This is a genomic window from Marinobacter panjinensis, assembly GCF_005298175.1.
GTDB lineage: Bacteria > Pseudomonadota > Gammaproteobacteria > Pseudomonadales > Oleiphilaceae > Marinobacter > Marinobacter panjinensis.
Genome location: NZ_SZYH01000001.1, coordinates 1,780,851 through 1,801,712 on the forward strand (window position 1 = coordinate 1,780,851; position 20,862 = coordinate 1,801,712).

Here is a 20,862-nt window from a genome sequence, read left to right on the forward strand (position 1 = left end):
TGGCCTGGCGCCGCTGCCCCCTCCGCTCCCTCTACGGAAACTTCCCATAAAGTCGCCTAGCAACACCCGGCATGCCGCCCTATCATTATGAGTTACTAACAATGATAAGGATGAGCGGCAGCGAAATGGTTGATCCCATCAAGGTATACCCGGCCAAACCTTCCAAAGTGTATTTCTACGGCACCTGTCTGGTGGACATGTTCTACCCGGACGCAGGCATGGCAGGCATTCAGCTACTGGAGCGGGAAGGGATCGAGGTGATCTACCCCGAAGACCAGACCTGTTGCGGCCAGCCTGCCTACACCTCCGGTTACCACGACGAAGCCCGCGCGGTTGCAAAGGCCCAGCTCGGGCTGTTCCCGGAAGACTGGCCGATTGTGGTGCCCTCCGGTTCCTGTGGCGGCATGATGCGCAAACACTACCCTGCACTGTTCAAGGATACCGCCGACGACGTGAAGGCGGCGGAAATTGCCGGGCGGATATGGGAGCTGACGGATTTCCTGGTGAACGTGTGCCACATCAAACTGGACGACCTGGGCGAGCCCACGACCGTGGCCATGCATACCTCCTGCTCTGCCCGCCGGGAAATGGGCGTGGCGGAAGTGGGCCCGAAACTGCTGGGGCAACTGAAGAACGTCAACCTGGTGGAACAGGTACGGGCCGAGGAATGCTGTGGTTTTGGCGGCACCTTTGCCATACGTCATCCGGAGATTTCCGGCGCCATGGTGAGTGAAAAAGTGGACACCCTGGTGGACACCGGCGCCAAGGAATTCGTCACCACGGATTGCGGCTGCCTGATGAACATTGACGGCTACGCCGAGAAAAACCACAAGCCTGTCACCGGCCAGCACATTCTGAGCTTTCTCTGGGAACGCACCAACGGCGATGGGGGCAAACGCTCATGAGCGAAACAGCACAGCACTCGGCCCACCACATCGATGTAAAGGAATTCCACCCGCGCGCCCGGGCGGCCATCCACAACCCGCAGATTCGCCAGAACTTCCGCAAGGCGATGGACGGGCTGATGACCAAGCGCAAGTCCGCGTTCGAGGGCTGGGACCTGGAGACCCTGCGGGATCTGGGGGCCAATATCCGCCTGCGGGCGCTGGCCAACCTGCCGGATTTGCTGGAGCAACTGGAACAGAAACTGACCGAGAACGGCATTACCGTGCACTGGGCCACCGATGGCGATGAGGCCTGTGAGATTGTGCGGGACATTTGTCTGGCCCGGAACGCCAAGAGCGTGATCAAGGGCAAGTCCATGGTCTCCGAGGAAATGGAACTGAACCATTACCTGGAAGAACAGGGCATTGAAGCCCTGGAATCGGATCTGGGCGAGTACATCGTGCAGCTTGCTGACGAAACGCCGTCTCACATCATCATGCCGGCGATTCACAAGAACACCGAAGAGATTTCCCAGCTACTGCATGACAAGACCGGCACCGATCTGTCCCACGATGTGGAATACCTGACCGCCAACGCCCGTTTGCAGTTGCGCGAGAAATTCATGAATGCGGATGTGGGCGTCTCCGGCGTGAACTTCGCCGTTGCCGAAACCGGCACCCTGTGCCTGGTGGAGAACGAGGGCAACGGCCGCATGACCACCACTGTGCCGCCCTGCCACATTGCCGTGACCGGCATCGAGAAGGTGGTACCCAACCTGGAGGACGTGACCGCCCTGCTGGCTCTGCTGACCCGCTCGGCCACCGGCCAGCACATCACCACCTATTTCAACATGATTTCCGGCCCCCGCAAGGCTGATGAGCTGGACGGACCGGAAGAGGTCCATGTGGTGCTGGTGGACAATGGCCGCTCCACCATCTACCAGGACGACGAACTGCTGGACACCCTGCGCTGCATCCGTTGCGGTGCCTGCATGAACCATTGCCCGGTCTATACCCGTGTGGGTGGCCATGCCTACGGTACCACCTACCCCGGCCCCATCGGCGCGATCCTGATGCCCCACATGGTAGGCCTGGACGAAGGGCGGCACCTGCCCACGGCTTCCAGCCTTTGCGGCGCCTGTGGCGAAGTCTGCCCGGTGAAGATTCCCATCCCGGACCTGCTGGTGCGCCTGCGCCAGGAATCCGTGGACGGTGATACGGTGCACCCCGCAAAGGTTGCCGGCCATGGCGCCAAGCGCAGCACCGTGGAAGCCATGATCTGGAAAGGCTGGAGCTGGATGCATGCCCGGCCAGGGATCTACCGGCTCGGCACCGCCCTGGGCGCACGCTTTCGCAAACTGCAGCCGGGTAAGATCGGCGGCTGGACACAATACCGCACGGCTCCGAAGCTGGCCGCAAAAACCCTCCACGAACGGATGAAGGAGCGCAGCCAGTGAGTTCCCGCGACGCTATCCTGCAACGCCTGCGCCACCGCTCCGGCGGCGAGCTGACCGCTCCGGAATGCGATTTTTCGGTGCTTGACCGGCCCGAGTGGACCACCGCTGAAAAACTGGACATGTTCGAGCAGACCATCGAATCCGTCCATGGCGAAGTACACCGCACGACCGAGTCCGGCTGGATTGACCGGCTGGCAGAAATCCTGCAATCCCGGGGCGCCCAGTCCCTGCTGATTGCGAAGGATCACGAGATCGGCCAAGCCTTGCAGAGCGCCACGAAAGGCCGTGAAGACCTGCCGCACCTGCTTATCTACGACGAGCCGGTGGAAAGCTGGCAGGAAACCCTGTTCAGCGAAGTGGACGCGGGCATTACCTCCACCCGTGGCGGCATTGCCGAAACCGGCTCGCTGATCCTGTGGCCTTCGGTGGATGAACCACGGCTGATGAGCCTGGTACCACCCATTCATATTGCGGTGCTGAAAGCCAGTGAGCTTTACACCACCTTCCATCAGGCCATGCAATCCCAGGGTTGGGCCACTGGCATGCCGACCAATGCGCTGTTAATCTCCGGGCCATCCAAAACCGCCGATATCGAGCAGACCCTTGCCTACGGTGTCCATGGTCCCAAGGAATTGATCGTACTGGTTATTGAATGATCCGAGGCGCATTACTGATCGCCCTGGCCGCCCTCCTCTGGGCGACCACGGGTATTGTTGCAAAATTTCTGTTTACCGGCTCTGAGCTGCAGGCGGTGACCCTTGGCTTTTTACGCCTGGTAGTGGCTCTGCCGTTTTTCTTTGCGCTGATGCGCCGGGAACAGCGAGCGCTGGCCCACCGTTCCACGCCCTTACCGACGTTTACCCGCAAATCACTGATGCCGCTGGTTGCCCTGGGTTTCTTCCAGGCCGTTTACCAGGGCAGCTACCTGCTCGCCGTGGATATGACCGGTGCTGGCATTGCCACGTTGATTGCCCTGTGCCTGTCGCCTGTACTGGTGGCTATCCTGGCGGCGCCGCTGCTGGGCGAAAAACCCGGGCTGGTCACCATCCTGGCTCTGGCCGCAGCCATTGCCGGTACCGCCATGCTGGTCATCAGTGATATGGACAGCGCCGGCAGGCTTCGGCTCGGGGGCATCCTGGTGGCGGTTCTGGCGGCTTTTGTGTACGCCGGCTTCACCCTCACCAGCCGCCACACCTCCACCGGCACTCCGGTGTTCACCACGGCGTTTATCTGCTTCTTTACAGCGGCGCTAATCCTGTTACCGGTAGTGGCTTTCAGTGGTGGCTTTGCAGGGTTGGACAGCCTGGGGCCGGGACAATGGCTGATGGTGGCTTACATCGGCGTAGTGCCGACCTGCCTGGGGTATGTGAGTTTCTTCACTGGCATGAAGACGACGCCAGCGACGCTATCCAGCATCATAGTGACTCTGGAGCCGTTGTTCGTGGCCTTGCTTGCGTGGGTGTTACTGGGCGAGCGACTGGGCGTGATTGGAATAACCGGTGCACTGGTGCTGACCGCGGCTGTCATCATCGCGTCTAAAAGCAGTGCCGGGAACCGGCCCGACACTGCCTGACAGACTTACGCCCCTTATGCTTGCCGGCGCTGTTTTTCTATCATGTTCGGCTGCAGGATTTCGATCCAGTAGCCATCCGGGTCCTTGATGAACGCAAGGCCTTTCATCTTGCCATCGTCCGGCTTTTTGACGAACTCCACACCCAGCTTTTCAAAACGGTCGCAGGCACTGTAGACATCCGGCACGGCTATGCCGATGTGGCCAAAGCCCTGAGGCTCGTTGTTACCGTTGTGGTAGCTGAAATCGTTGTCGTTCTCGGTGCCCCAGTTATGGGTCAGTTCCAGTATGGCTTCACGGCCGAAGGTGTAGGTAGTGCGGTGGCCGTCGTCGTGAGGGACCCTGTTGGCGTGGCGGTCGTCGAGGTAGGCCATGAAGTAAAGCGTGAACTTCATTTCCGGGAATTCGAGCTTTCTGACAAGGCGCATGCCCATTACCCGAGTGTAGAAGTCCATGGAACGCTCGGGGTCTTTGATGCGCATCATGGTCTGGTTGAAGACATAACCTTCGGTTTCGGGCACTGATGCTTCGTGCAGGCCGGGGGCTTGTTCGAAGTGCTTGGGCATGGGGGGCTCCCTTTTTTATGCGTTCAGGATTCAATCTTATACCTGTGTGCGATTCGGGAAGATTTCAAGGGCGGGAGTTAACGGATAAAAAAGACCCCACAGTCAGAGACACAAACCTGTGGGGTCTTGAAAACCTATACCAGTTGGTGTTCTTCGCCTTCGTAGTAGGCCTCTACTCTTGGGTTCATCACCTTCCTCCACAGTGGCGGAATCATTGCCAGGACAACCATGGCGGCGTAGCCGGCCGGGAGCTGTGGGGCTACTTCGTGGTGACGGAGCACCTGGTAGCGGCGCTTGGCCCAGGCGTGGTGGTCGCTGTGGCGCTGGAGGTGGAACAGGAACACGTTGGTGAGGAAGTAGTTGGAGTTCCAGCTGTGTTCCGGGCCAGTGCGTTCGTAGCGGCCGTTTTCGAGCTTGCGGCGGTGGAGGCCGTAGTGCTCCAGGTAGTTAACGATTTCCAGCAGGTTGAGGGCGATGAAGCTCTGGCCCAGGAAGAAGGCGGCACCCAGCCAGCCGAAGGCGACGGTGAAGGCGACCAGTGCCAGCGCGGAGATGCTGTACCACCAGATCAGTTCGTTGCGCCAGCTAAAGGCTTTGTGACCTTTCTTCTCCAGGCGCTTGGCTTCCAGTTTCCAGGCGTTCATGAAGTTGCGGGCGTAGGCCTGGGGCAGGAAGTTGTAGAGTGACTGGTTGTAGCGCGATGACGAAGCGTCTTCGGGGGTGGAGACGTGTACGTGGTGGCCGCGCAGGTGTTCGACCTTGAAACCGGCATAGCACACCAGGGACAGCAGGAAGCCGCCGGCCCAGGTTTCAAGTTTGCCGTCTTTGTGGATAAGTTCGTGGGCGACATTGATGCCCAGGCCACCCACGATGCCGACAGAAAAGATCCAGCCAATGCCGCCGGCCACACTGAAGGTGCCGGAGGCCAGCACGAACATGCTCCATACCAGCAGCACTGCAAAGGCGGCAACCCAGCCCAGGGTGATGAACTTGTAGAATACTTCGGTGTTCATGCGGGGCGTGTCCACTTCCTCGTCCGGGTTGAGGGCGTCTTTGCCCAGCAGCAAGTCAAGGATGGGGATAATGCCGAACACCACCACAGGAACGCCCCAGGCGAACAGGTTCACCCACCCGGAGGCCTGCCCGGCCGCCAGCAGTAACGGTGGTAGCGCCAGAGGCACCATCGCAATCAGATAGCTGTACTTCTTGAGTGTCAACAGCACCTTCCGGCGTGCGGATTCGGTGCCCAGGGTCAATGGTTTGGTACTCACGGGTCTTCCCTCATTGGCTGTTGCATTGGATCTTGGTGATCGCTTGTTGTTATCTGCATTATTGTCCTACAATATTACAGTCGTCAACCTGTGAATGGTATTTTTTGATCAATATCAGCTTTGGCCGGCGGTAACTTCCTGACAATCCAAGACTAAATGGCTGTGATAAACTCATTCCGCATTTCCCCTGTTCAGAGAGCCCTTATGGATTTTCAGGTTCCCAACACCCTTGCCGAGCAGATTGCCAACTACCTCGCCGAGCGCATCATGACCGGCCAGATCCGGCCCGGAGAGCGCTTGCAGGAGGCCACCACCGCCAACGAGCTGAAGGTGAGCCGGGCTTCGGTGAAGGAGGCGCTGTACACGCTGGAGCGCTGGCACCTGATTGAAATCACCCCGCGCAAGGGCGCCTCCGCCACCAAGCTGGACGCGGTGCACGCCTCCGAACTTTATGACGTGTACATGCACTTGCTGATCATGCTGGCGCGGCGCCTGTGTGAGCGTTGGCAGGAGGAAGACAAGGCGGAGTTATTGTTGGCCGTTGAAAAGGTGACCGGCCAGATGCAGAGCAAAGACGCCAATATTGCCGCTGTGGTGGAAGCCAGCTTCAATGTGATGGAGGTGTGCTGCGGGGTGGTGGGCAATCCCTACCTCACCGAGGCGCTGACCAACTTCAAGCCGGCCGTCAGCCGAGCGTATTACCTGAGTGCGGACCGTTACCGGCAGGATCTGGACCGGACCGGCCGGTTTTTCACCCGCCTGACGAAGGCCATCCTGGCGCGGGATACTGACGACTCCGAGGCCCTGGTGGCGGAGTTTGGCGCCCATCAGAAAGAGCTGATCCAGCAGGCGCTGGCCTCTTCGGCCTGACCGGGTCTGTGATCCAACTCACAGACAGCTGTTGCTATCAGGCATACTGTAACAGTCTGTAACAATAATCGGGGCCACCATGACACGTCGAAACACCCGAAAGCGCCTGGAACAAGTCACACCTGCCCTGGGCAGGTTCTTTACCCTGAGCCTTGCCGCCAGCCTGTCACTGCCTGTGATGGCGGACTTCCGGCCGCTGGATGACACCACCATGGGTGAAGTCACCGGCCAGACCGGTGTCACCATCGAGATGGAAACCAGGGTCGAGATGGACCGCCTGAGCTGGACCGATGAAGGCTCACTGAACGTTGATGGCATCCGCCTCTCCGGCCACAACGACACCGTGCTGGACAACCTCAAGTTCACCCTGGATATCGCCGGCCAGGATGAAGTGCTTACCCACGGCTTTTCTGAGATTGCCCGCCGTGCGGACGCTGGCCTGCTGGACACGTCCAATCCGGACGTCGCTGACGCCCTTGCCCGCTATGCAGTGGGCGGTGGTTATGGCAAACAGTTCGACAGCGGCGACCTGGTGATTCACCTGGGCGCTACAGACTACGGCGACCCCACCAGCCTGGACGATTACCTGCAGGCGGTAGACTTTGAACTGGCCGTAGACAGCGTTGAGGCCACCGGTTCTGCCGGTACCGCCAGCCTGTTTTCCAATGTGATGCTGCAGGGCTACATCGGCCCTACCGACCTGGTGATCCGCAACCAGGGCAACAACACCCGCACACTGGCCAATGGCAACGAAGTCTCCGGTTCGGAACTGCAGCTCGACACCCACTTCGAGATCACCGACGGCAGCCTGGACTGGGATGCCGCCGACGTCATCCTGCTGTTCAACTTTGCCGCGGTCGGTATTGAGGGACTGCAGATCCATAACCGCCGGGGCGACGACACGCTGGGGCACTTCGGGATGGCCAGCGCCACCGCGAAGCTCTCACGGGGCACCAGCGCAGTGTCCGGCAAAGAAGGGTTGTCCATCCATGACGTGGATTTCCGGGCCGATATCGATATGCCGGTGTTCAAGGTAGGTGGCACCAGCATTGGTTCGGTGCAATTCACGGACTTTGCCATTAAAAACACCACCATGATGGTGTATGGCCACTAGACAAGCCCCCCGCTAACAACAGTAAACTGCCCGTCTCCTAATGGCGGGCAGGTCATGACCAACATCCCGGATCGAGATTACCAACAACGCGCGTCCTGGCGCAGGCTGACTGCTTTCAGCCTGATTTTTATTGCCATGACGGCGGCCGGGCTATACGCGGTGTACGACCAGTTTGCCGGACGTAGCGTCACCTTTGACATGCGCCTGGTTTCCACGCAAGCCCTTGTATCCATTGTTGCCCTGCTGATCGTTTATTTCACGGCCGACGGGCTGCGGCTGCACTTTACCCTGCGGGCCCTGGGGCACCGATTGCCCTTCCCGGTGATTTTCCGGCTGGTGTTCATTAACCTGTTCTTCTCCAACGTCACCCCCATGGCTACCGGCGGCGGCTTTGCGCAGATCTGGTACCTGCAGCATCATGGGGTTCCGGTTGGGCGGGCCACGGCAGCAACCACCATCCGCACTGTCATCGCGGTGATCTTCATTTTTTCCCTCACGCCGGTCTTTCTGCTTACCCTCAGCGCACTGGACAACCAGCCCCTGGTGGGCGAACTGGGGCCGATACTGGCTTTGCTGATCCTCCTCTATCTCGGATTTTTCATGGTGCTTCTGTTCCGCACGCAGTGGTTGATTGGCCCACTGGGGCGACTGCTAGGCTTATTGCACCGGTTCCACCTGATCAGTGAGCGCAGGCATCGTCGCTGGCAGTTCAAGGCCAAACGGGAGATGCTGCGCTTCGCCCTCAGCTTTGGCCACTACCTCAAGGGGCCAAAACAGTTTGTTGCGCTGTCAGTGATATTCACCTTCATATTCCTGCTCAGCCTGTTCAGTTTTCCGGCGCTGCTGATCTCGGCACTGGATTACGATGTAGACTATATGGTGAGTACGGGCCTGCTGGTGGTAACCACCTTCGTGATGTATTTTTCACCAACACCCGGTGCATCCGGCATATCGGAAGGCGTATTCGGCAGTTTCTTCCGCGACATACTCACGGCCAATCACCTGGTACTGGTGACCATCAGCTGGCGATTCATCACCATTTATATCGGAATGCTGACAGGGCTTGTGGTTCTGCAGCGGGAACTGGTGAGGAACCGAAGGGAAGCCCCATGACACGGCGTCATCCACTAAAAATCCTTTTCTACGTCACCCTGGCGATCGTCATCCTGCTGATCGGGTACAAGGGCTACCTGAATTTTTTCGAGCCGGATTTCGAGGCTCTGCACACGGAGCAGGTAGCCCGTATCAGTGACGAACTGTCCGATGCCGGAGGTTTCAGCTTTGCGGTTGTGGGCAATATCAACAACTCCATTGGCGTCTTCGAAGAACGCATGATTCCGGTACTCAACCAGGCGAACCTGGACTTTGTCGTTTCGGCCGGCAACGCCGTCAGCGGAGGTGGCGAAGACAAGTACCGGGCCATCCAGGGCACCCTGTCCCACCTGGAGATCCCCTACCTGCTCACCTTTGGTGAGAATGAGTACGAAAACTTCGGCAGTTACCGGTTTTACGACCATTTCGGCCCCCACTTCTTCAGCATAAAGGCGGGCGGTGCCCGGTTTATATTTCTGGACAGCACCGGCAAAACGCCCTGGCAGTGGCAGATCCGCTGGCTGAACGACCTGTTGGATCAGGAGCCCAACCAGTTGCGTTTTCTGTTCATCGGGCACCCGTTGCTGGAACCGGATCAGCAGGCCCCGTTCGAGCGGGACGATGATTTCCTTGAGCCGCCGGAGTTCCGGCAAGCCCTGCTTGAGGCCATTGCCAGGCACGATGTGGATATGGTGTTCTCCGCCAACCTGTCCCTGTATGCCGACCAGGTTCAGGGCGATACCCGTTTCATCACCACCGGAGGGGCCGGGGGGCTGGTGCTCAACGATGACACCAGCTTCTACCATTACGTGCGCGTGGATGTGAGCGAAGACGGGGAGATCAGCCACTCACTGGAGCGACTGGAGGCCGCGCAACATCCGGTGCTGAGCACGCTGGAATCCCTCTGGTTCTTCATCTACTCCCTGTTCTATGTTGGTTATGTGAACTTCATTTTGCTGGTCGCTGTATTCGTGCTGATCAGCATCAAGCTCTACACCGCCATTTTCGTGGAGAAAGACTACTACCCGGACTATGACCTGGACCCACAACCCTGGCTGTCCCGGCCATTGCGGGTCGCCATGTTTACCAACAACTACCTGCCATTTATCGGCGGCGTCCCCATCTCTATCGAGCGCTTGCGCAAAGGCCTGGAAACCCTGGGCGATGCCGTGCTGATTGTGTGCCCGAGGTATCGTGACCAGCCCAGGCAGGAAACCAACGTGGTTCGGGTTCCGTCACTGTTGTCCATGGGCGAGGATCGCGAATTCCGGCTGGCCAATATTTTCCTTCCTCAGATCCGTAAGCGACTGAGGGCCTTCAAGCCGGACATCATCCACCTGCACCACCCGATCTGGCTCGGGGGATCCCTGGGGCTGTTCATCGCCCGGCGTCTGAAAGTGCCGGCGGTGTACACCTACCACACGCGTCTGGAGCATTACGCACACTTTGTTCCCCTGCCGGGCAATCTGTTCCGCAATCTGATTTCTCACGAGCTGATCAAACACTTCGCCAACAAATGCGATGGCGTTATCGTGCCCACCTACTCCACCGAGGAGTACCTGCGGATGATTGGCGTCAAGAGCCCCGTGTTCGTTCAGCCGACCGGCATTGAGTACCAGCGTTTCCAGGAAGTGGATGATGAAGATGTCCGCAAGTTGCGGGATTCCCTGGGAATCAGTGATGAAACCGTGTTCATCAGCGTCTCGCGGCTGTCCAACGAAAAGAACATCGATTTCATGATCAATGCCATCGACGAGCTGCGCCGGCGTTCCGACCGCCCATTCCGTTTTCTGATGATTGGTGAGGGCCACCAGCATCAGCGGCTTCAGCAGCGTATCGATGAACTGGGATTACAAAAGCACTTTACACTGGTTGGCTCCATCCCCCCGGATGATATGGCCACCTGGTATCACCTGGGCGATGCCTTCCTGTTTGCCTCCAAATCCGAAACCCAGGGCATGGTTATCCTGGAAGCCATGGCCGCGGGGCTGCCAGTGGTTGCAGTGCGTTCGAGCGGCATTGATGATGTCGTGCGCCATGGCCATAATGGATTCAAGACACCGGAGAAACAGGATCAGTGGTGTGATCGCGTTCAGCAACTGCTGGAGGATGAAGCGCTACGCGAAAAACTGGCCGCCCACGCCCTGGAATTTGCGGCAGATTATTCGGTGGAACAGTTCGCCCGGGATGTGCGGGAAATCTATGCCCTTACCCTGGCACGATCGGCTTCCCGGTGACCGTATCAAGGTTACACTTCCAACACAGAATATGATCGGTTTAGACTGGGAAAACGTACCTGTCAGGTACCTTTTAATTCCGGAGACAGACTGTGACAGGCATTCCCGTTGGTATCAGCACCTGCCTGCTGGGCAAGGAAGTCCGCCATGATGGCGGCCACAAGCATTCCCGCTTTTGCACCCAGGTGCTTTCCCGCCATTTTGATTTCCGCTCCATCTGCCCGGAGCTGGAAGCAGGGCTGGGTGTGCCCCGCCCCGCCATCCATCTGCGGGAATACAAGGATGGCCTGAGGCTGATCGAATCCAAAGGCACGGCAGACCATACCGACGCCATGCAGGGATTTATCGACCAGGTAATGCCCACTCTGGCGGATCTTCGCGGATATATCCTGATGGCCAAATCACCCAGTTGCGGCATGGAGCGCATCAAGGTGCACAACGCTGATGGCAATGTGACCCGCCGCGATGGCCGGGGTCTGTTTGCGGAGGCGCTTATGCATCACTACCCGTTGCTGCCGGTGGAGGAAGAAGGTCGCCTGAACGACGATGCACTGCGGGAAAACTTCGTTGAACGTGTGTTCGCCTACGATGACTGGATGCAGAACGTGGCCGGTGACAACCTCACTGCCCGTGCCCTGATTGAGTTCCACACCCGCCACAAATTCCAGCTGCTGGCCCACTCCGAGAAAATCTACCGCCAGTTGGGGCCGATGCTCGGAGATCTGAAATCAGAGCCGCTGAAAGACATTGCTGCCCGATACATTGCCTCCTTCATGGAAGCAATGACCCTGCGGGTGAGCCGCGGCTCCCATGTGAATGCCATGCAGCACCTGATGGGCTACCTGCGTGATTCCATGGCGGATGAAGACCGGAAGGTGCTGATGGAGCAGATCGAGGCTTACCACCGGGGTGAAGTGCCCCTGGTGGTGCCGATGACGCTGCTGCGGATGGCCCAGCGGCGGGAACCGGTGGATTACCTCCATACCCAGAAGTATCTGACCCCCTACCCGGACGAGCTGGGGCTCCGGAACCGTGTTTAACGGCTCGAATCAGAAGCCGTAAAGCAGCGACAGGGAGATTTCGGTATCGGTATCGTCTGCACCCTCAGGCTCATCCGAAATATGCTGCACCAGGTAGGCCAGCTTCATTGAAAGGTTGCCAACAACCGTGGCCTGCAAGGAGGTTTCGGACTCTGTCACGGTGTTGTTTTCGTCCAGCCCAATTTCTGTGCTCAGCTTCTGGCGAAACAGGGCATTCTCAGACAACGCGCAGTCGAACTGGCCCGCCAGCCGGGCGATGGCCTCTTCTTCGTCCCGGTTGCCGTCTGAATCAGGCTCCTCCAGTTTGTTGAACCGGTAACCGAGACCAGCCGACAGGTCGAGGAAGGAGTCCTCACCGCGCTGCCAGATCTGGTTACCGTAACCGGTGGTCAGGGAGGACTGAAAATCGTACCCGGAGAAACGATCGTCCTCGTAGGCGCCACGGACAAATACGTACTGACTGCCCTCGAACTTGTAGTCGGACTGCAGATTCGCCCGGTATTTCTCGGCAGTGGTGACATCGTCTGACCGGGAGTAGGCAGAGCGAAACTCACCCGTGTTGCGCCATTCAGCCTCTTCGTATTTCAACGCAATGCGGCTGTTAATGTTGGTCTCCTCTGTGTTGCCCGAGGTTATCAGGACACCAACCTCACCCTCACCGTCCCAACTTTCAATGTCGTCACCGAATGCCAGGGGTGACATGGCCAGTAAAACAAGTGCAACGGTTGTTCTGAACTGCATGAAATCTCCTCGTTTAAGGGTCAGGATCTGGCGCGACGCCCGCCAAGGGCGCTTTTTCGGGCTTGCTGTTCACGCTCTGCCTTTTTCCGGGCCTTTCGCTCTGCAATGATGCGCGCAGCATCGCCACCGACATGGGCTTCGCCACGCTCCTCAGCCAGACGCATCTGCCGCTCACGCTCGGCAAAGCGGGCTTTCTGCGCCTCTGTCAGCGAGTCGATACAGCGGTGACAACTCACCCCCTGCTCATACTCCGGGCGCTGCTTGTCTTCCTCGGTGATCGGCCGGCGGCAGGCATGGCATTGGTCGTATTCGCCTCGCTCCAGCTTGTGGTTCACCGTTACCCGGTCATCAAATACAAAGCACTCACCGCGCCACAGACTCTGCGATTCCGGAACTTCTTCCAGGTACCTGAGAATGCCACCCTTGAGGTGATACACCTCCTCAAAGCCCTGCTCTTTCAGGAACGCCGTGGATTTTTCACAACGGATGCCCCCGGTGCAGAACATGGCAACTTTCTTGTGCTTTGACGGATCCAGGTTCTCCTTCACATACTCGGGGAACTCGCGGAAGGTATCCGTAGCCGGGTTCCTGGCATTCTCGAAGGTTCCGATCTCCACTTCGTACTGGTTACGGGTGTCCACAACCATTACATCCGGGTCTGAGATCAGATCATTCCACTCCTTCGCGTCCACATAGGTGCCCACGATGCGTTTCGGGTCGATACCTTCCACACCCATGGTGACGATCTCTTTCTTCAGCTTCACCTTGGTGCGCTTGAAGGGCTGGATATCCACAAAGGATTCCTTGTAATCGATGCCCTCAAATCGCTCATCGGCGTCCAGCCAATTGCGGATGGCATCCACACCCGCACGGCTGCCGGCGATGGTGCCATTGATGCCTTCACGGGCGAGCAGCAAGGTGCCGTGCACATCTCTTTCAAGCATCAGGTCCAGCAGCGGCTGGCGAAGGGCTTTGTAATCATTCAGAACTGCGAACTTGTATAGCGCGCAGACAACAACATCCTGGCTCATGAGTCTGGTTACTCCTGCGGGCCGGACCGTAAATCCGGAGCATGGTTAATAATCGCCCAAGGGCGCGAGGCGGCCATTCTAACGAATCCGGGCGCAGGAAAGTATTACGGGGAGTTACAGGGGCAATTCTGAGCAGAACCCGGCACCCGGGAGGGCGCCGGGAAATCACGTGCTGATGCAGATCAGAACAGTACTGCGAAACCGATGGAGACGCCTGAGATTTCCGCGCCGTCCTTGTCGATATACTGCATGTACTCGCCGTTGACCTGGAAATCTTCATTGATGTTCAGGTTGGCACCCAGGCCATAGGAAATGTCGGACTCCGACTCTGAAAGACTGGCTGAGCCACCAGGTCCGGTCGCCGATACTGTCAGCTCACCCTTGGTCGCACCAACAATAACGTAGGGATAGACGGGGCTTTCGTTAGGAAGACCCAGCGCCATATAGCCACCGACCATGTAATCGAGTTCCAGGTCAAGGGAGACGTCATTGAAGCTGGTTGAGTCATCCCCGGCGCCAAAACCGGCACGGAACTCGGCGGAGAGGTAGGGGTTGATCCGCACGCCGGCTTTTCCGACCAGTGCGCCCAGATCGAATTCTTCGGAAATACCGTCTTCCTCATAAGTCAGGAAGGCATAATTCAGGCCGACATAGCCGCCTTCAACAGCGTCCTGAGCGGAAGCACCGGATGCAAATGACGCCAATACGGCAAGCGCAGACCCCAAAACAATCTTGTTCTTCATTGCTTACTCCTTTATAGGGCCAGCCCAGCGACCCCAACCACATGTGTTTATCCATCACTTTTCGGGCGGGTGGATAATAATTCATTTTTCACTCCGTTTCTTTGAGGCCAAACAAAAAACTCCCGCAGAGCGGGAGTTTTCAGGAACTTGAACAAGGAGTGAGAGCCCTCAGTCAGCCAGTTCACGCTCGACAACGGCGGATAGCTGCCCCCAGCCCGGGCGGGTCAGGCGGACGTTATCGACGAGCACGGTTGGCGTGCTGGTGACACGGAGTTGCATGGCTACGCGCCGGCTCTGCTCGATTTCTTCAATGTGCAGGTCGGTATTCATACAACGGCGGAACCTGCGATCTTCAAGTCCCAGGTCATTCGCGTACCGGCTGAAGGTGTCTATGGGGCTACCGGAACCACTCCACTCGGTCTGCATATCAAACAGCTGGTCATGCATTTCCCAGTAGGCGCCCTGGTCACCGGCACAGCGTGCCGCCTGGGCGGCAGGCATGGCGTTGTCGTGTTGCTGAAGCGGCAGGTCAAAGTACACAAAGCGTACCTTGCCAGAGTCGACATAGTCCTGCTTCAACTGCTGGGTGGCGTCTGAAAAGCGCGCACACGCCGGGCACTGGTAATCCGCAAACTCCCGCACTACCACAGGCGCGTCATCGTCACCCATTGATACCCCGTAACGGTCCAGCTCTGCAGGAAACGGATCGGCGTTGGGGGCTGCAACCGGCAGTTCATCGGATGTGGGGGACGGGCTTGCGGTGAGGAAAAACACACCAACCGCAACAAACACCAGAACAATAACGCCAAGGCCGGCATAGAGTGGCTTGCGATCTTTCTGCTTGCGGGGCGGTGGCGCACCGGTTTCCTGTCTTCTTTTTGCTTCGCCCATGATGGAGCTCCTTGTTGTTTATTCGTTTCTGATCGTTTTCAGGCGGTAACGAGCACGCTAAGATCCTTTATACCGTACATAAGTTCCAACAGAAATTAAGGAATTCTCATGGCGTTACCTGAATCACTGACAAACTCGCTGAACCTTCCCCTGGTTGCGGCACCGATGTTTCTGATCTCCGGCCCGGAGATGGCGCTTGCCTGCTGCAAACAGGGCATCGTTGGTAGCTTCCCCGCGTTGAACCAGCGCAGCAGCGAGGATTTCGAGAAATGGGTGATTCAGATGAACGAGGGCCTGGAAGATTTCCGCCAGACCCATCCGGACCAGAGAATCGCGCCCTATGCGGTCAACCTGATTGTCCACCGCACCAACCCACGCTGGGAGGCTGACCTGGAACTGTGCGTGAAACACCAGGTGCCCATTGTGATCACTTCCCTTGGCGCCGCCACCCGCGTGACCGAAGCTGTGCACAGCTACGGCGGCCTGGTTTTCCACGATGTGACCAACCAGAAACACGCCCACAAGGCAGCGGAAGCGGGAGTGGATGGCATTATAGCGGTCTCCGCCGGCGCGGGCGGCCATGCCGGCACCATCAACCCGTTCGTGCTGGTGCATGAAATTCGCGAGGTGTTTGACGGTATTATCCTGCTCGCTGGCGGGTTGTCCAAAGGCGAAGATATTCTGGCAGCCCAGGCCATGGGCGCTGACCTGTGCTACATGGGCACCCGGTTTATCAACACGACCGAATCACAGGCGGAAGCGGCCTACCAGAACATGATTATTGAGGCGGTATCCGGGGACATCATTCATACCCCGGCGGTTTCAGGTATTCCTGCCAACTTCATGCGCCAGAGCCTGGAAGCGGCAGGCTACCCCATGGACAAACTGAACCAGGTGGCAGAGCTCGACTACGGTGAAAAGCTGAAGCCGGTGGATGACGAGGCCAAAGCCTGGAAAACCGTCTGGTCCGCCGGCCAGGGGGTGAGCCAGATTACGGATGTGGTTTCGGTCAGTAATCTGGTTGAACGTATTGGCAACGAATATCGGGAAGCCCGTTCGCGGCTTTGCGATTAGTCGTCGTCATCTTTTTCGAGTTCGATTTCGGTGGCCACCAGGTTTCCATTGTTGAGCTGATCGTATTCGACCTCGATGAGAGGGCGCTCTCCGTCATCGACCAGGCTGAGTAAAGCATCAAAGGTGGTGTCGTCAAACTCTGTACCAGTGTTGGTCTCGATGCTTACGCCCAGAACATTAAATGCAGTACCCTGGATGCTTCGCAAGCGACCGACCAGCTCGAACTCTCCGTCAGCCTGGTCATCATCAATCTCAACCTTGAATGCTTCGAGGTAAACACCCCCATCGGTGTTGACTCGCTCGACACCGCTGACTTCAACCTGTTCAGGGCCACCAAGATCCTCGAGTCTGATGTTGTTTTCATCCTCGCGGACCATGGCGGTAAGAGGTGTGACCTGAACCAGAACACCTCCGATTCGGAAGCTCTGATCATTCACATTGACACTGTTGACGCCAATGCGCCCCTCAACTTCTGACTCGCCTTCGCGCAGCGTGATTTCTTCTGCTTCAACCGTCCCATCGTCGAGGAATTCGCCTTCCACCTGAATCAGAAGATCAGGCGTTAGGTCCTCGTCGGTCAGCCCGTCGTCAAACTCGGTATCGTCGGTCACTCGGACAAACAGGCCGTTGATCTCGAAAAGGCGGGTTTGCGGATTAATTGCCAAGCTCACCGGACCGGCAAATTCGATGTCATCGTCATCCCCCCCGCGATATCGACGAAGATCGTCCTCTGCAATCTCACTGGCGAAGAGCACATCACCTTCAAAGCTTCCTTCAACCTCAACAAAGGGGCTGCCGGCAAGCTCGGAAATGCCGATTCCGTCAAACCCGGTATCATCACGGTCACACGCGACCGTAATATCTCCTATTTCGAATCTGCACAGGTCCGCATCAAAATTGCTGACCTGGCCCTCAAGTTCAATTTCATTTTCCTGGTCAAAGGTCCCCGATGCAGAGTCTGAAAGAGCGCCCACGAAGCTGGCCCTGAACTCCCCATTTGGCAGTCGCCAGGCGCTGACCCTGACGAAATCGCCGCTGATCAGCTCGATAACCTGTTTGCCTTTTACCACCGTCTGGTTATCGATGTGAACAACCAGGCCATACATGCTGAGCCTGGCGGTCTTGGTTGCCGGGTCCCACGGCTGCGTAATGACGACCTCTCCCCGGAGCGTATCGTCATACTCAACGCGGTTAGCCGTACCCTGACCATCATCCCGCCATTCACCATCAACCCGCAGAATCATTCCCTCGTCCAGTTCCGACTCTGTGGTTATGCCGTCATCGCTCTGAACCTGTCCGTTCAGACTGCCGGTATCAAACCGGACCCCGTTAACAAACACACTGCCGAACCCCGAAACCGGCCCCACACTGGACCCCGTGCCACGGATGCCGCCGTCCGCGACATCGAGGTTGTCACTGCCACCGCCTCCGCATGCGGTCAGGATACCGATGGCCAGTGCGCTTAACGAAAAACGGGTAATCAGGTGGATGGACTTCGGTTTCATGGGGGTGTCTCCCTGGCACTGGCGAATAACAGCGTGGTTACCAGATCCGTGGGCTGCCAGCAGTGCCCGGTTTGTGGAAAGGTTTCACGGTTCGTCATTCCTGTTCTCCACTGACATCTGGCTGAACAGGGTCTTCAAAGTAGAAAATGCCCACTCCGGTTCTGACAGCTTCCCCGGTCGCCTTGTTTTCACCATGGCCTGCAATATCTCGGTCATGGGGGCCGAGCCACTTGTCCAGTTGTTCCAGCATGGCCTGCGACTGTTGCGCCGCATACCGGCGCCAGCGCCCCATGACTTCCGGCGGGATATTGTCGTATACCAGCGTTCTCTGGAACAGGGGCTGACCGTCAGCCCCACTGCCCACCAGATTATGATCAATGGTCGCTATCAGATCTGATACGTCCTCACCGAAGATCTGGAGCATTTCTTCGCTGTCACCCGTCGGAACATAAGCCCTTTGGCGCAATGCCAGCTTCCCGGAGGCCTCAGTTGCCACCACGCCTACCCGCATCAGTTCTTCCAGGACGGCTCGCGGGGTCATGTCGCCGCTGTAGCGCTTCACGAGCTCACTGAAGCTGAGCGGGCCATCGAATGGAAGTTCTGCCGGCGCGCCCTCACCGGTCTGGAATGCACAATCATGAACCCAGCCGGAGACCACGCGGGAGGCGCGATTTTCATGCCGGGCGCCCGGGGTACCCTCATGTTCCCCTGCCAGGATTTCCCGCTGCTTTCTGACTTCCTTTCGCGTCAGGCCCGTCATCACCGCAGCGCGGGAATCCGTTGGTTTTTTACGGTTGTCGGCGAAATCTTCCAGGGCGGCATCCACGTAGGCACGCCTGACCAGCTCCGCAAACTCCGCAAACGGAATACCGTTGCGGAGCAGCAGGCGTGCCATGGGGCGCAGAATGCGATACAGCGCCCTATGCAGGGGGGTGGTATCGGAGCTTTTCATATTTGGGATTGTATTCCCATTAAGACATCAGCACCAATCAGTCATCTTCCTCGATCTCGTCGATCACATAGTCACCGCCAGTATTGCGGAGGTAATCGATCTCTACCTGATTCCCCACGCTGATATCAGAGAAATCCGCCTCACCGCGGAGCAATGTGAGGCCAAGGACCGTAATTGAGCTGTCGGTAACGGCTGTTACCCGTCCTTCCATCTCATAGCCATCGTCATCATCGTCGTCTTCACGCTCGATCTTGATGGCTTCCAGGTAATCGCCTCCGGACGAGCGCTGGCGACCTTCCACCTCAATGAAATCGCCAGCACGAAGGCTTTCAATATCGCGGGTTCTCATCGTGATGCTGTCATCATTGTCGTCATCGTCATCTTCGATGAGCGTGTTGCCGGTCAGCACCACACGAACGCCGCTGACGACCAGTTCGTCGTCACTCTTCGATTCAATGACACCTTCCAGTTCTGCATCACCGTCACGAGACTCGATCTCTTCGGCTATCAACACACCGTTACGGAAACTGCCCTCGACTTTCACCAGCAAGCCATCGCCAAGCTCACTTTCCCGCAGGCCATCGTCAAACCCGGTACCGCTATTAACCCGGACAGTAATTCCGTTGAGGCTGAACTGCCGGCTGACATCGTCGTAGTCACCGGAAATGGCCCCGGCAATTTCGACATCATCGTCGTCATCGAAAAGGTCGTCTTCATCCTCGATTTCCTCTGCGATCAACACTCCGTTCTGGATATAACCTTCAATCTCCACAACGATGCCGTTTGCGAGATCGTCCCGCTCCAGGTCGTCATCGAACTCGGCGCTCTGGTAATCCACATCAATGCCGTTGATCTGGAAGGTCTGGGCGACTGTGTCCAGGTTGCGGACCACACCTTCCACTTCCACTTCGTTCGCATCGCCGAAATCATCGCTCACCGGCTTCACGCCCACGTAGCTGGCGCGGAAAGTGCCATCATCAAGGCGCCAGGCACTGATCCGAACCCGGTAGGTGCCGGGGCTGACACCGTTCAGTTCTGCCGGCGTGGCACCCTTGAAGACCGTCTGCCCGTCCACCAGAATTTCCTGCCCGGCGACTATCAGCGTGCCGTCACCATCAAGCAGGTCGGGACCGTTCCAGGTAGCGGACTGAAGTTCGCCACGGAGAGTGTCGTCATAATCCAGGCGATCGGCCTCGCCCTGTCCATCATCGTCCCAGCGGCCACGAACCTTGAGAATCATACCTTTCTCGAGCTGGGTCTCCCGCTCGATACCGTCGTCGCTGTTAACACTGCCATTGGTATTAAACCGGGTGCCATTTACGTACACACTGCCAAACCCGGACAGCGGCCCGACACTGGCGCCGGAAGATGCGGTGTCACTACTGGACGAACCGGAACCACCACCGCCACAGGCGGCCAGGGAGCCTGCGATAACACCGGTCATGGCCATTTTGATTGCTGTTGCCAAAGGATTGCGTTTCATCGGCCTTCTCCTATTCATTGGGATTATTTTCCCAAATCTATAATTGGGAAAATATTCCCATTTCTGGAAGTTGTCCAGTTTCTGAACATGAAGATTTTGTGAACTTTCCGGCCCCATGGGCGTAAGCTACTGAACACACGAATGAAAACAGGGGAAGAATAATGCTGGGATTTCTGAAGGGCGATCCGAAGAAAAAGCTGCAGAAAGCGTATGAAGCGAAGCTGCAAAAGGCGCTGCACGCCCAACGCAACGGCGACTTGCGCACCCATGGCACGCTGATGGAGGAAGCTGAGAAGATTTACGCGGAACTGCAGAAATTAGAGAAGGAGTAGGTTTTTTTG

20 protein-coding genes are annotated in these 20,862 nt (G+C 57.7%); 11 read left to right on the forward strand and 9 right to left on the reverse strand.

All coding sequences use genetic code 11. From position 1 onward, the window contains the following. Positions 1–125: 125 nt before the first annotated feature. The 4 genes from FDP08_RS08210 to FDP08_RS08225 are packed head-to-tail and all read left to right on the forward strand — an operon-like array spanning position 126 to position 3,914. The gene (locus FDP08_RS08210) at positions 126–905 is read left to right on the forward strand and encodes a (Fe-S)-binding protein (protein ID WP_137437258.1); all 780 of its coding nucleotides are present in this window, start codon (positions 126–128) and stop codon (positions 903–905) included. Continuing rightward, positions 902–2,341 carry a LutB/LldF family L-lactate oxidation iron-sulfur protein gene (locus FDP08_RS08215; protein ID WP_137435486.1) on the forward strand — a complete coding sequence of 480 codons (1,440 nt, stop codon included), beginning with the start codon at positions 902–904 and terminating at the stop codon, positions 2,339–2,341. The genes FDP08_RS08210 and FDP08_RS08215 overlap by 4 nt, the downstream gene beginning before the upstream one ends. Then, positions 2,338–2,997: a LutC/YkgG family protein gene (locus FDP08_RS08220; protein WP_137435487.1), complete on the forward strand. Its 660-nt coding sequence runs from the start codon at positions 2,338–2,340 to the stop codon at positions 2,995–2,997. Before FDP08_RS08215 ends, FDP08_RS08220 begins: the two co-directional genes overlap by 4 nt. After that, positions 2,994–3,914: a DMT family transporter gene (locus FDP08_RS08225; protein WP_137435488.1), complete on the forward strand. Its 921-nt coding sequence runs from the start codon at positions 2,994–2,996 to the stop codon at positions 3,912–3,914. The genes FDP08_RS08220 and FDP08_RS08225 overlap by 4 nt, the downstream gene beginning before the upstream one ends. Before the next feature lie 14 nt (positions 3,915–3,928). On the opposite strand, the gene gloA is transcribed toward FDP08_RS08225, so the two are convergent. Beyond that, a complete protein-coding gene (gene gloA / locus FDP08_RS08230) occupies positions 3,929–4,477 on the reverse strand; it encodes a lactoylglutathione lyase (protein WP_137435489.1) in 549 nt (182 codons plus the stop codon). Between the two features lie 134 nt (positions 4,478–4,611). Continuing rightward, the gene (locus FDP08_RS08235; protein ID WP_137435490.1) at positions 4,612–5,748 is read right to left on the reverse strand and encodes an alkane 1-monooxygenase; all 1,137 of its coding nucleotides are present in this window, start codon (positions 5,746–5,748) and stop codon (positions 4,612–4,614) included. A gap of 204 nt (positions 5,749–5,952) precedes the next feature. On the opposite strand from FDP08_RS08235, the gene FDP08_RS08240 reads away from it, so the two are divergent. The 5 genes from FDP08_RS08240 (at position 5,953) to FDP08_RS08260 (ending at position 12,101) form a co-directional block, all read left to right on the forward strand. Next, entirely contained in the window at positions 5,953–6,618 is a 666-nt protein-coding gene (locus FDP08_RS08240; RefSeq protein WP_137435491.1) for a GntR family transcriptional regulator, read from the forward strand. Positions 6,619–6,697: 79 nt separating this feature from the next. Continuing rightward, a complete protein-coding gene (locus FDP08_RS08245) occupies positions 6,698–7,732 on the forward strand; it encodes a DUF6160 family protein (protein ID WP_228263263.1) in 1,035 nt (344 codons plus the stop codon). A gap of 54 nt (positions 7,733–7,786) precedes the next feature. Next, on the forward strand, positions 7,787–8,845 hold the full coding sequence (locus FDP08_RS08250; protein WP_137435492.1) for a lysylphosphatidylglycerol synthase transmembrane domain-containing protein: 1,059 nt from the start codon (positions 7,787–7,789) through the stop codon (positions 8,843–8,845). Next, complete coding sequence (locus tag FDP08_RS08255) at positions 8,842–11,061, forward strand: glycosyltransferase (RefSeq protein WP_137435493.1); 2,220 nt, start codon at positions 8,842–8,844, stop codon at positions 11,059–11,061. The genes FDP08_RS08250 and FDP08_RS08255 overlap by 4 nt, the downstream gene beginning before the upstream one ends. Before the next feature lie 92 nt (positions 11,062–11,153). Further along, entirely contained in the window at positions 11,154–12,101 is a 948-nt protein-coding gene (locus FDP08_RS08260; protein WP_137435494.1) for a YbgA family protein, read from the forward strand. Positions 12,102–12,110: 9 nt separating this feature from the next. Here FDP08_RS08260 and FDP08_RS08265 read toward each other — a convergent pair whose 3' ends face one another. The 4 genes from FDP08_RS08265 to FDP08_RS08280 form a co-directional block, all read right to left on the reverse strand. Continuing rightward, positions 12,111–12,842, reverse strand: coding sequence for a DUF481 domain-containing protein (locus tag FDP08_RS08265; RefSeq protein ID WP_137435495.1), 732 nt, complete (start codon positions 12,840–12,842; stop codon positions 12,111–12,113). A gap of 20 nt (positions 12,843–12,862) precedes the next feature. Then, on the reverse strand, positions 12,863–13,873 hold the full coding sequence (gene trhO / locus FDP08_RS08270; RefSeq protein ID WP_137435496.1) for an oxygen-dependent tRNA uridine(34) hydroxylase TrhO: 1,011 nt from the start codon (positions 13,871–13,873) through the stop codon (positions 12,863–12,865). Between the two features lie 182 nt (positions 13,874–14,055). Continuing rightward, positions 14,056–14,616: a porin family protein gene (locus FDP08_RS08275; RefSeq protein WP_137435497.1), complete on the reverse strand. Its 561-nt coding sequence runs from the start codon at positions 14,614–14,616 to the stop codon at positions 14,056–14,058. 168 nt (positions 14,617–14,784) lie between these two features. Further along, entirely contained in the window at positions 14,785–15,507 is a 723-nt protein-coding gene (locus tag FDP08_RS08280; protein WP_137435498.1) for a DsbA family protein, read from the reverse strand. A 108-nt stretch (positions 15,508–15,615) separates the two neighbouring features. On the opposite strand from FDP08_RS08280, the gene FDP08_RS08285 reads away from it, so the two are divergent. Next, positions 15,616–16,581, forward strand: a complete 966-nt coding sequence (locus tag FDP08_RS08285) for an NAD(P)H-dependent flavin oxidoreductase (protein WP_137435499.1) — start codon at positions 15,616–15,618, stop codon at positions 16,579–16,581. On the opposite strand, the gene FDP08_RS08290 is transcribed toward FDP08_RS08285, so the two are convergent. The 3 genes from FDP08_RS08290 to FDP08_RS08300 all read right to left on the reverse strand — a co-directional run bounded on the left by FDP08_RS08290 (position 16,578) and on the right by FDP08_RS08300 (position 20,521). Further along, positions 16,578–18,086, reverse strand: coding sequence for a DUF5666 domain-containing protein (locus tag FDP08_RS08290; RefSeq protein ID WP_137435500.1), 1,509 nt, complete (start codon positions 18,084–18,086; stop codon positions 16,578–16,580). The genes FDP08_RS08285 and FDP08_RS08290 overlap by 4 nt on opposite strands. Before the next feature lie 94 nt (positions 18,087–18,180). Continuing rightward, a complete protein-coding gene (locus tag FDP08_RS08295) occupies positions 18,181–19,038 on the reverse strand; it encodes a DUF6502 family protein (RefSeq protein ID WP_137435501.1) in 858 nt (285 codons plus the stop codon). A gap of 37 nt (positions 19,039–19,075) precedes the next feature. Continuing rightward, entirely contained in the window at positions 19,076–20,521 is a 1,446-nt protein-coding gene (locus tag FDP08_RS08300) for a DUF5666 domain-containing protein (protein WP_137435502.1), read from the reverse strand. Between the two features lie 161 nt (positions 20,522–20,682). Here FDP08_RS08300 and FDP08_RS08305 point away from each other — a divergent pair, with 161 nt between their 5' ends. Continuing rightward, a complete protein-coding gene (locus tag FDP08_RS08305) occupies positions 20,683–20,853 on the forward strand; it encodes a DUF6435 family protein (RefSeq protein ID WP_137435503.1) in 171 nt (56 codons plus the stop codon). Positions 20,854–20,862: the final 9 nt, after the last annotated feature.

Excerpts from the sequence above, each read along its gene's own strand:
- FDP08_RS08210 (WP_137437258.1), top strand. The coding sequence starts at position 126 with ATGGTTGATCCCATCAAGGTATACCCGGCCAAACCTTCCAAAGTGTAT.
- FDP08_RS08215 (WP_137435486.1), top strand. The coding sequence starts at position 902 with ATGAGCGAAACAGCACAGCACTCGGCCCACCACATCGATGTAAAGGAA.
- FDP08_RS08225 (WP_137435488.1), top strand. The coding sequence starts at position 2,994 with ATGATCCGAGGCGCATTACTGATCGCCCTGGCCGCCCTCCTCTGGGCG.
- gloA (WP_137435489.1), bottom strand. The coding sequence starts at position 4,477 with ATGCCCAAGCACTTCGAACAAGCCCCCGGCCTGCACGAAGCATCAGTG.
- FDP08_RS08240 (WP_137435491.1), top strand. The coding sequence starts at position 5,953 with ATGGATTTTCAGGTTCCCAACACCCTTGCCGAGCAGATTGCCAACTAC.
- FDP08_RS08245 (WP_228263263.1), top strand. The coding sequence starts at position 6,698 with ATGACACGTCGAAACACCCGAAAGCGCCTGGAACAAGTCACACCTGCC.
- FDP08_RS08250 (WP_137435492.1), top strand. The coding sequence starts at position 7,787 with ATGACCAACATCCCGGATCGAGATTACCAACAACGCGCGTCCTGGCGC.
- FDP08_RS08255 (WP_137435493.1), top strand. The coding sequence starts at position 8,842 with ATGACACGGCGTCATCCACTAAAAATCCTTTTCTACGTCACCCTGGCG.
- FDP08_RS08265 (WP_137435495.1), bottom strand. The coding sequence starts at position 12,842 with ATGCAGTTCAGAACAACCGTTGCACTTGTTTTACTGGCCATGTCACCC.
- trhO (WP_137435496.1), bottom strand. The coding sequence starts at position 13,873 with ATGAGCCAGGATGTTGTTGTCTGCGCGCTATACAAGTTCGCAGTTCTG.
- FDP08_RS08275 (WP_137435497.1), bottom strand. The coding sequence starts at position 14,616 with ATGAAGAACAAGATTGTTTTGGGGTCTGCGCTTGCCGTATTGGCGTCA.
- FDP08_RS08280 (WP_137435498.1), bottom strand. The coding sequence starts at position 15,507 with ATGGGCGAAGCAAAAAGAAGACAGGAAACCGGTGCGCCACCGCCCCGC.
- FDP08_RS08285 (WP_137435499.1), top strand. The coding sequence starts at position 15,616 with ATGGCGTTACCTGAATCACTGACAAACTCGCTGAACCTTCCCCTGGTT.
- FDP08_RS08290 (WP_137435500.1), bottom strand. The coding sequence starts at position 18,086 with ATGAAACCGAAGTCCATCCACCTGATTACCCGTTTTTCGTTAAGCGCA.
- FDP08_RS08295 (WP_137435501.1), bottom strand. The coding sequence starts at position 19,038 with ATGAAAAGCTCCGATACCACCCCCCTGCATAGGGCGCTGTATCGCATT.
- FDP08_RS08300 (WP_137435502.1), bottom strand. The coding sequence starts at position 20,521 with ATGAAACGCAATCCTTTGGCAACAGCAATCAAAATGGCCATGACCGGT.
- FDP08_RS08305 (WP_137435503.1), top strand. The coding sequence starts at position 20,683 with ATGCTGGGATTTCTGAAGGGCGATCCGAAGAAAAAGCTGCAGAAAGCG.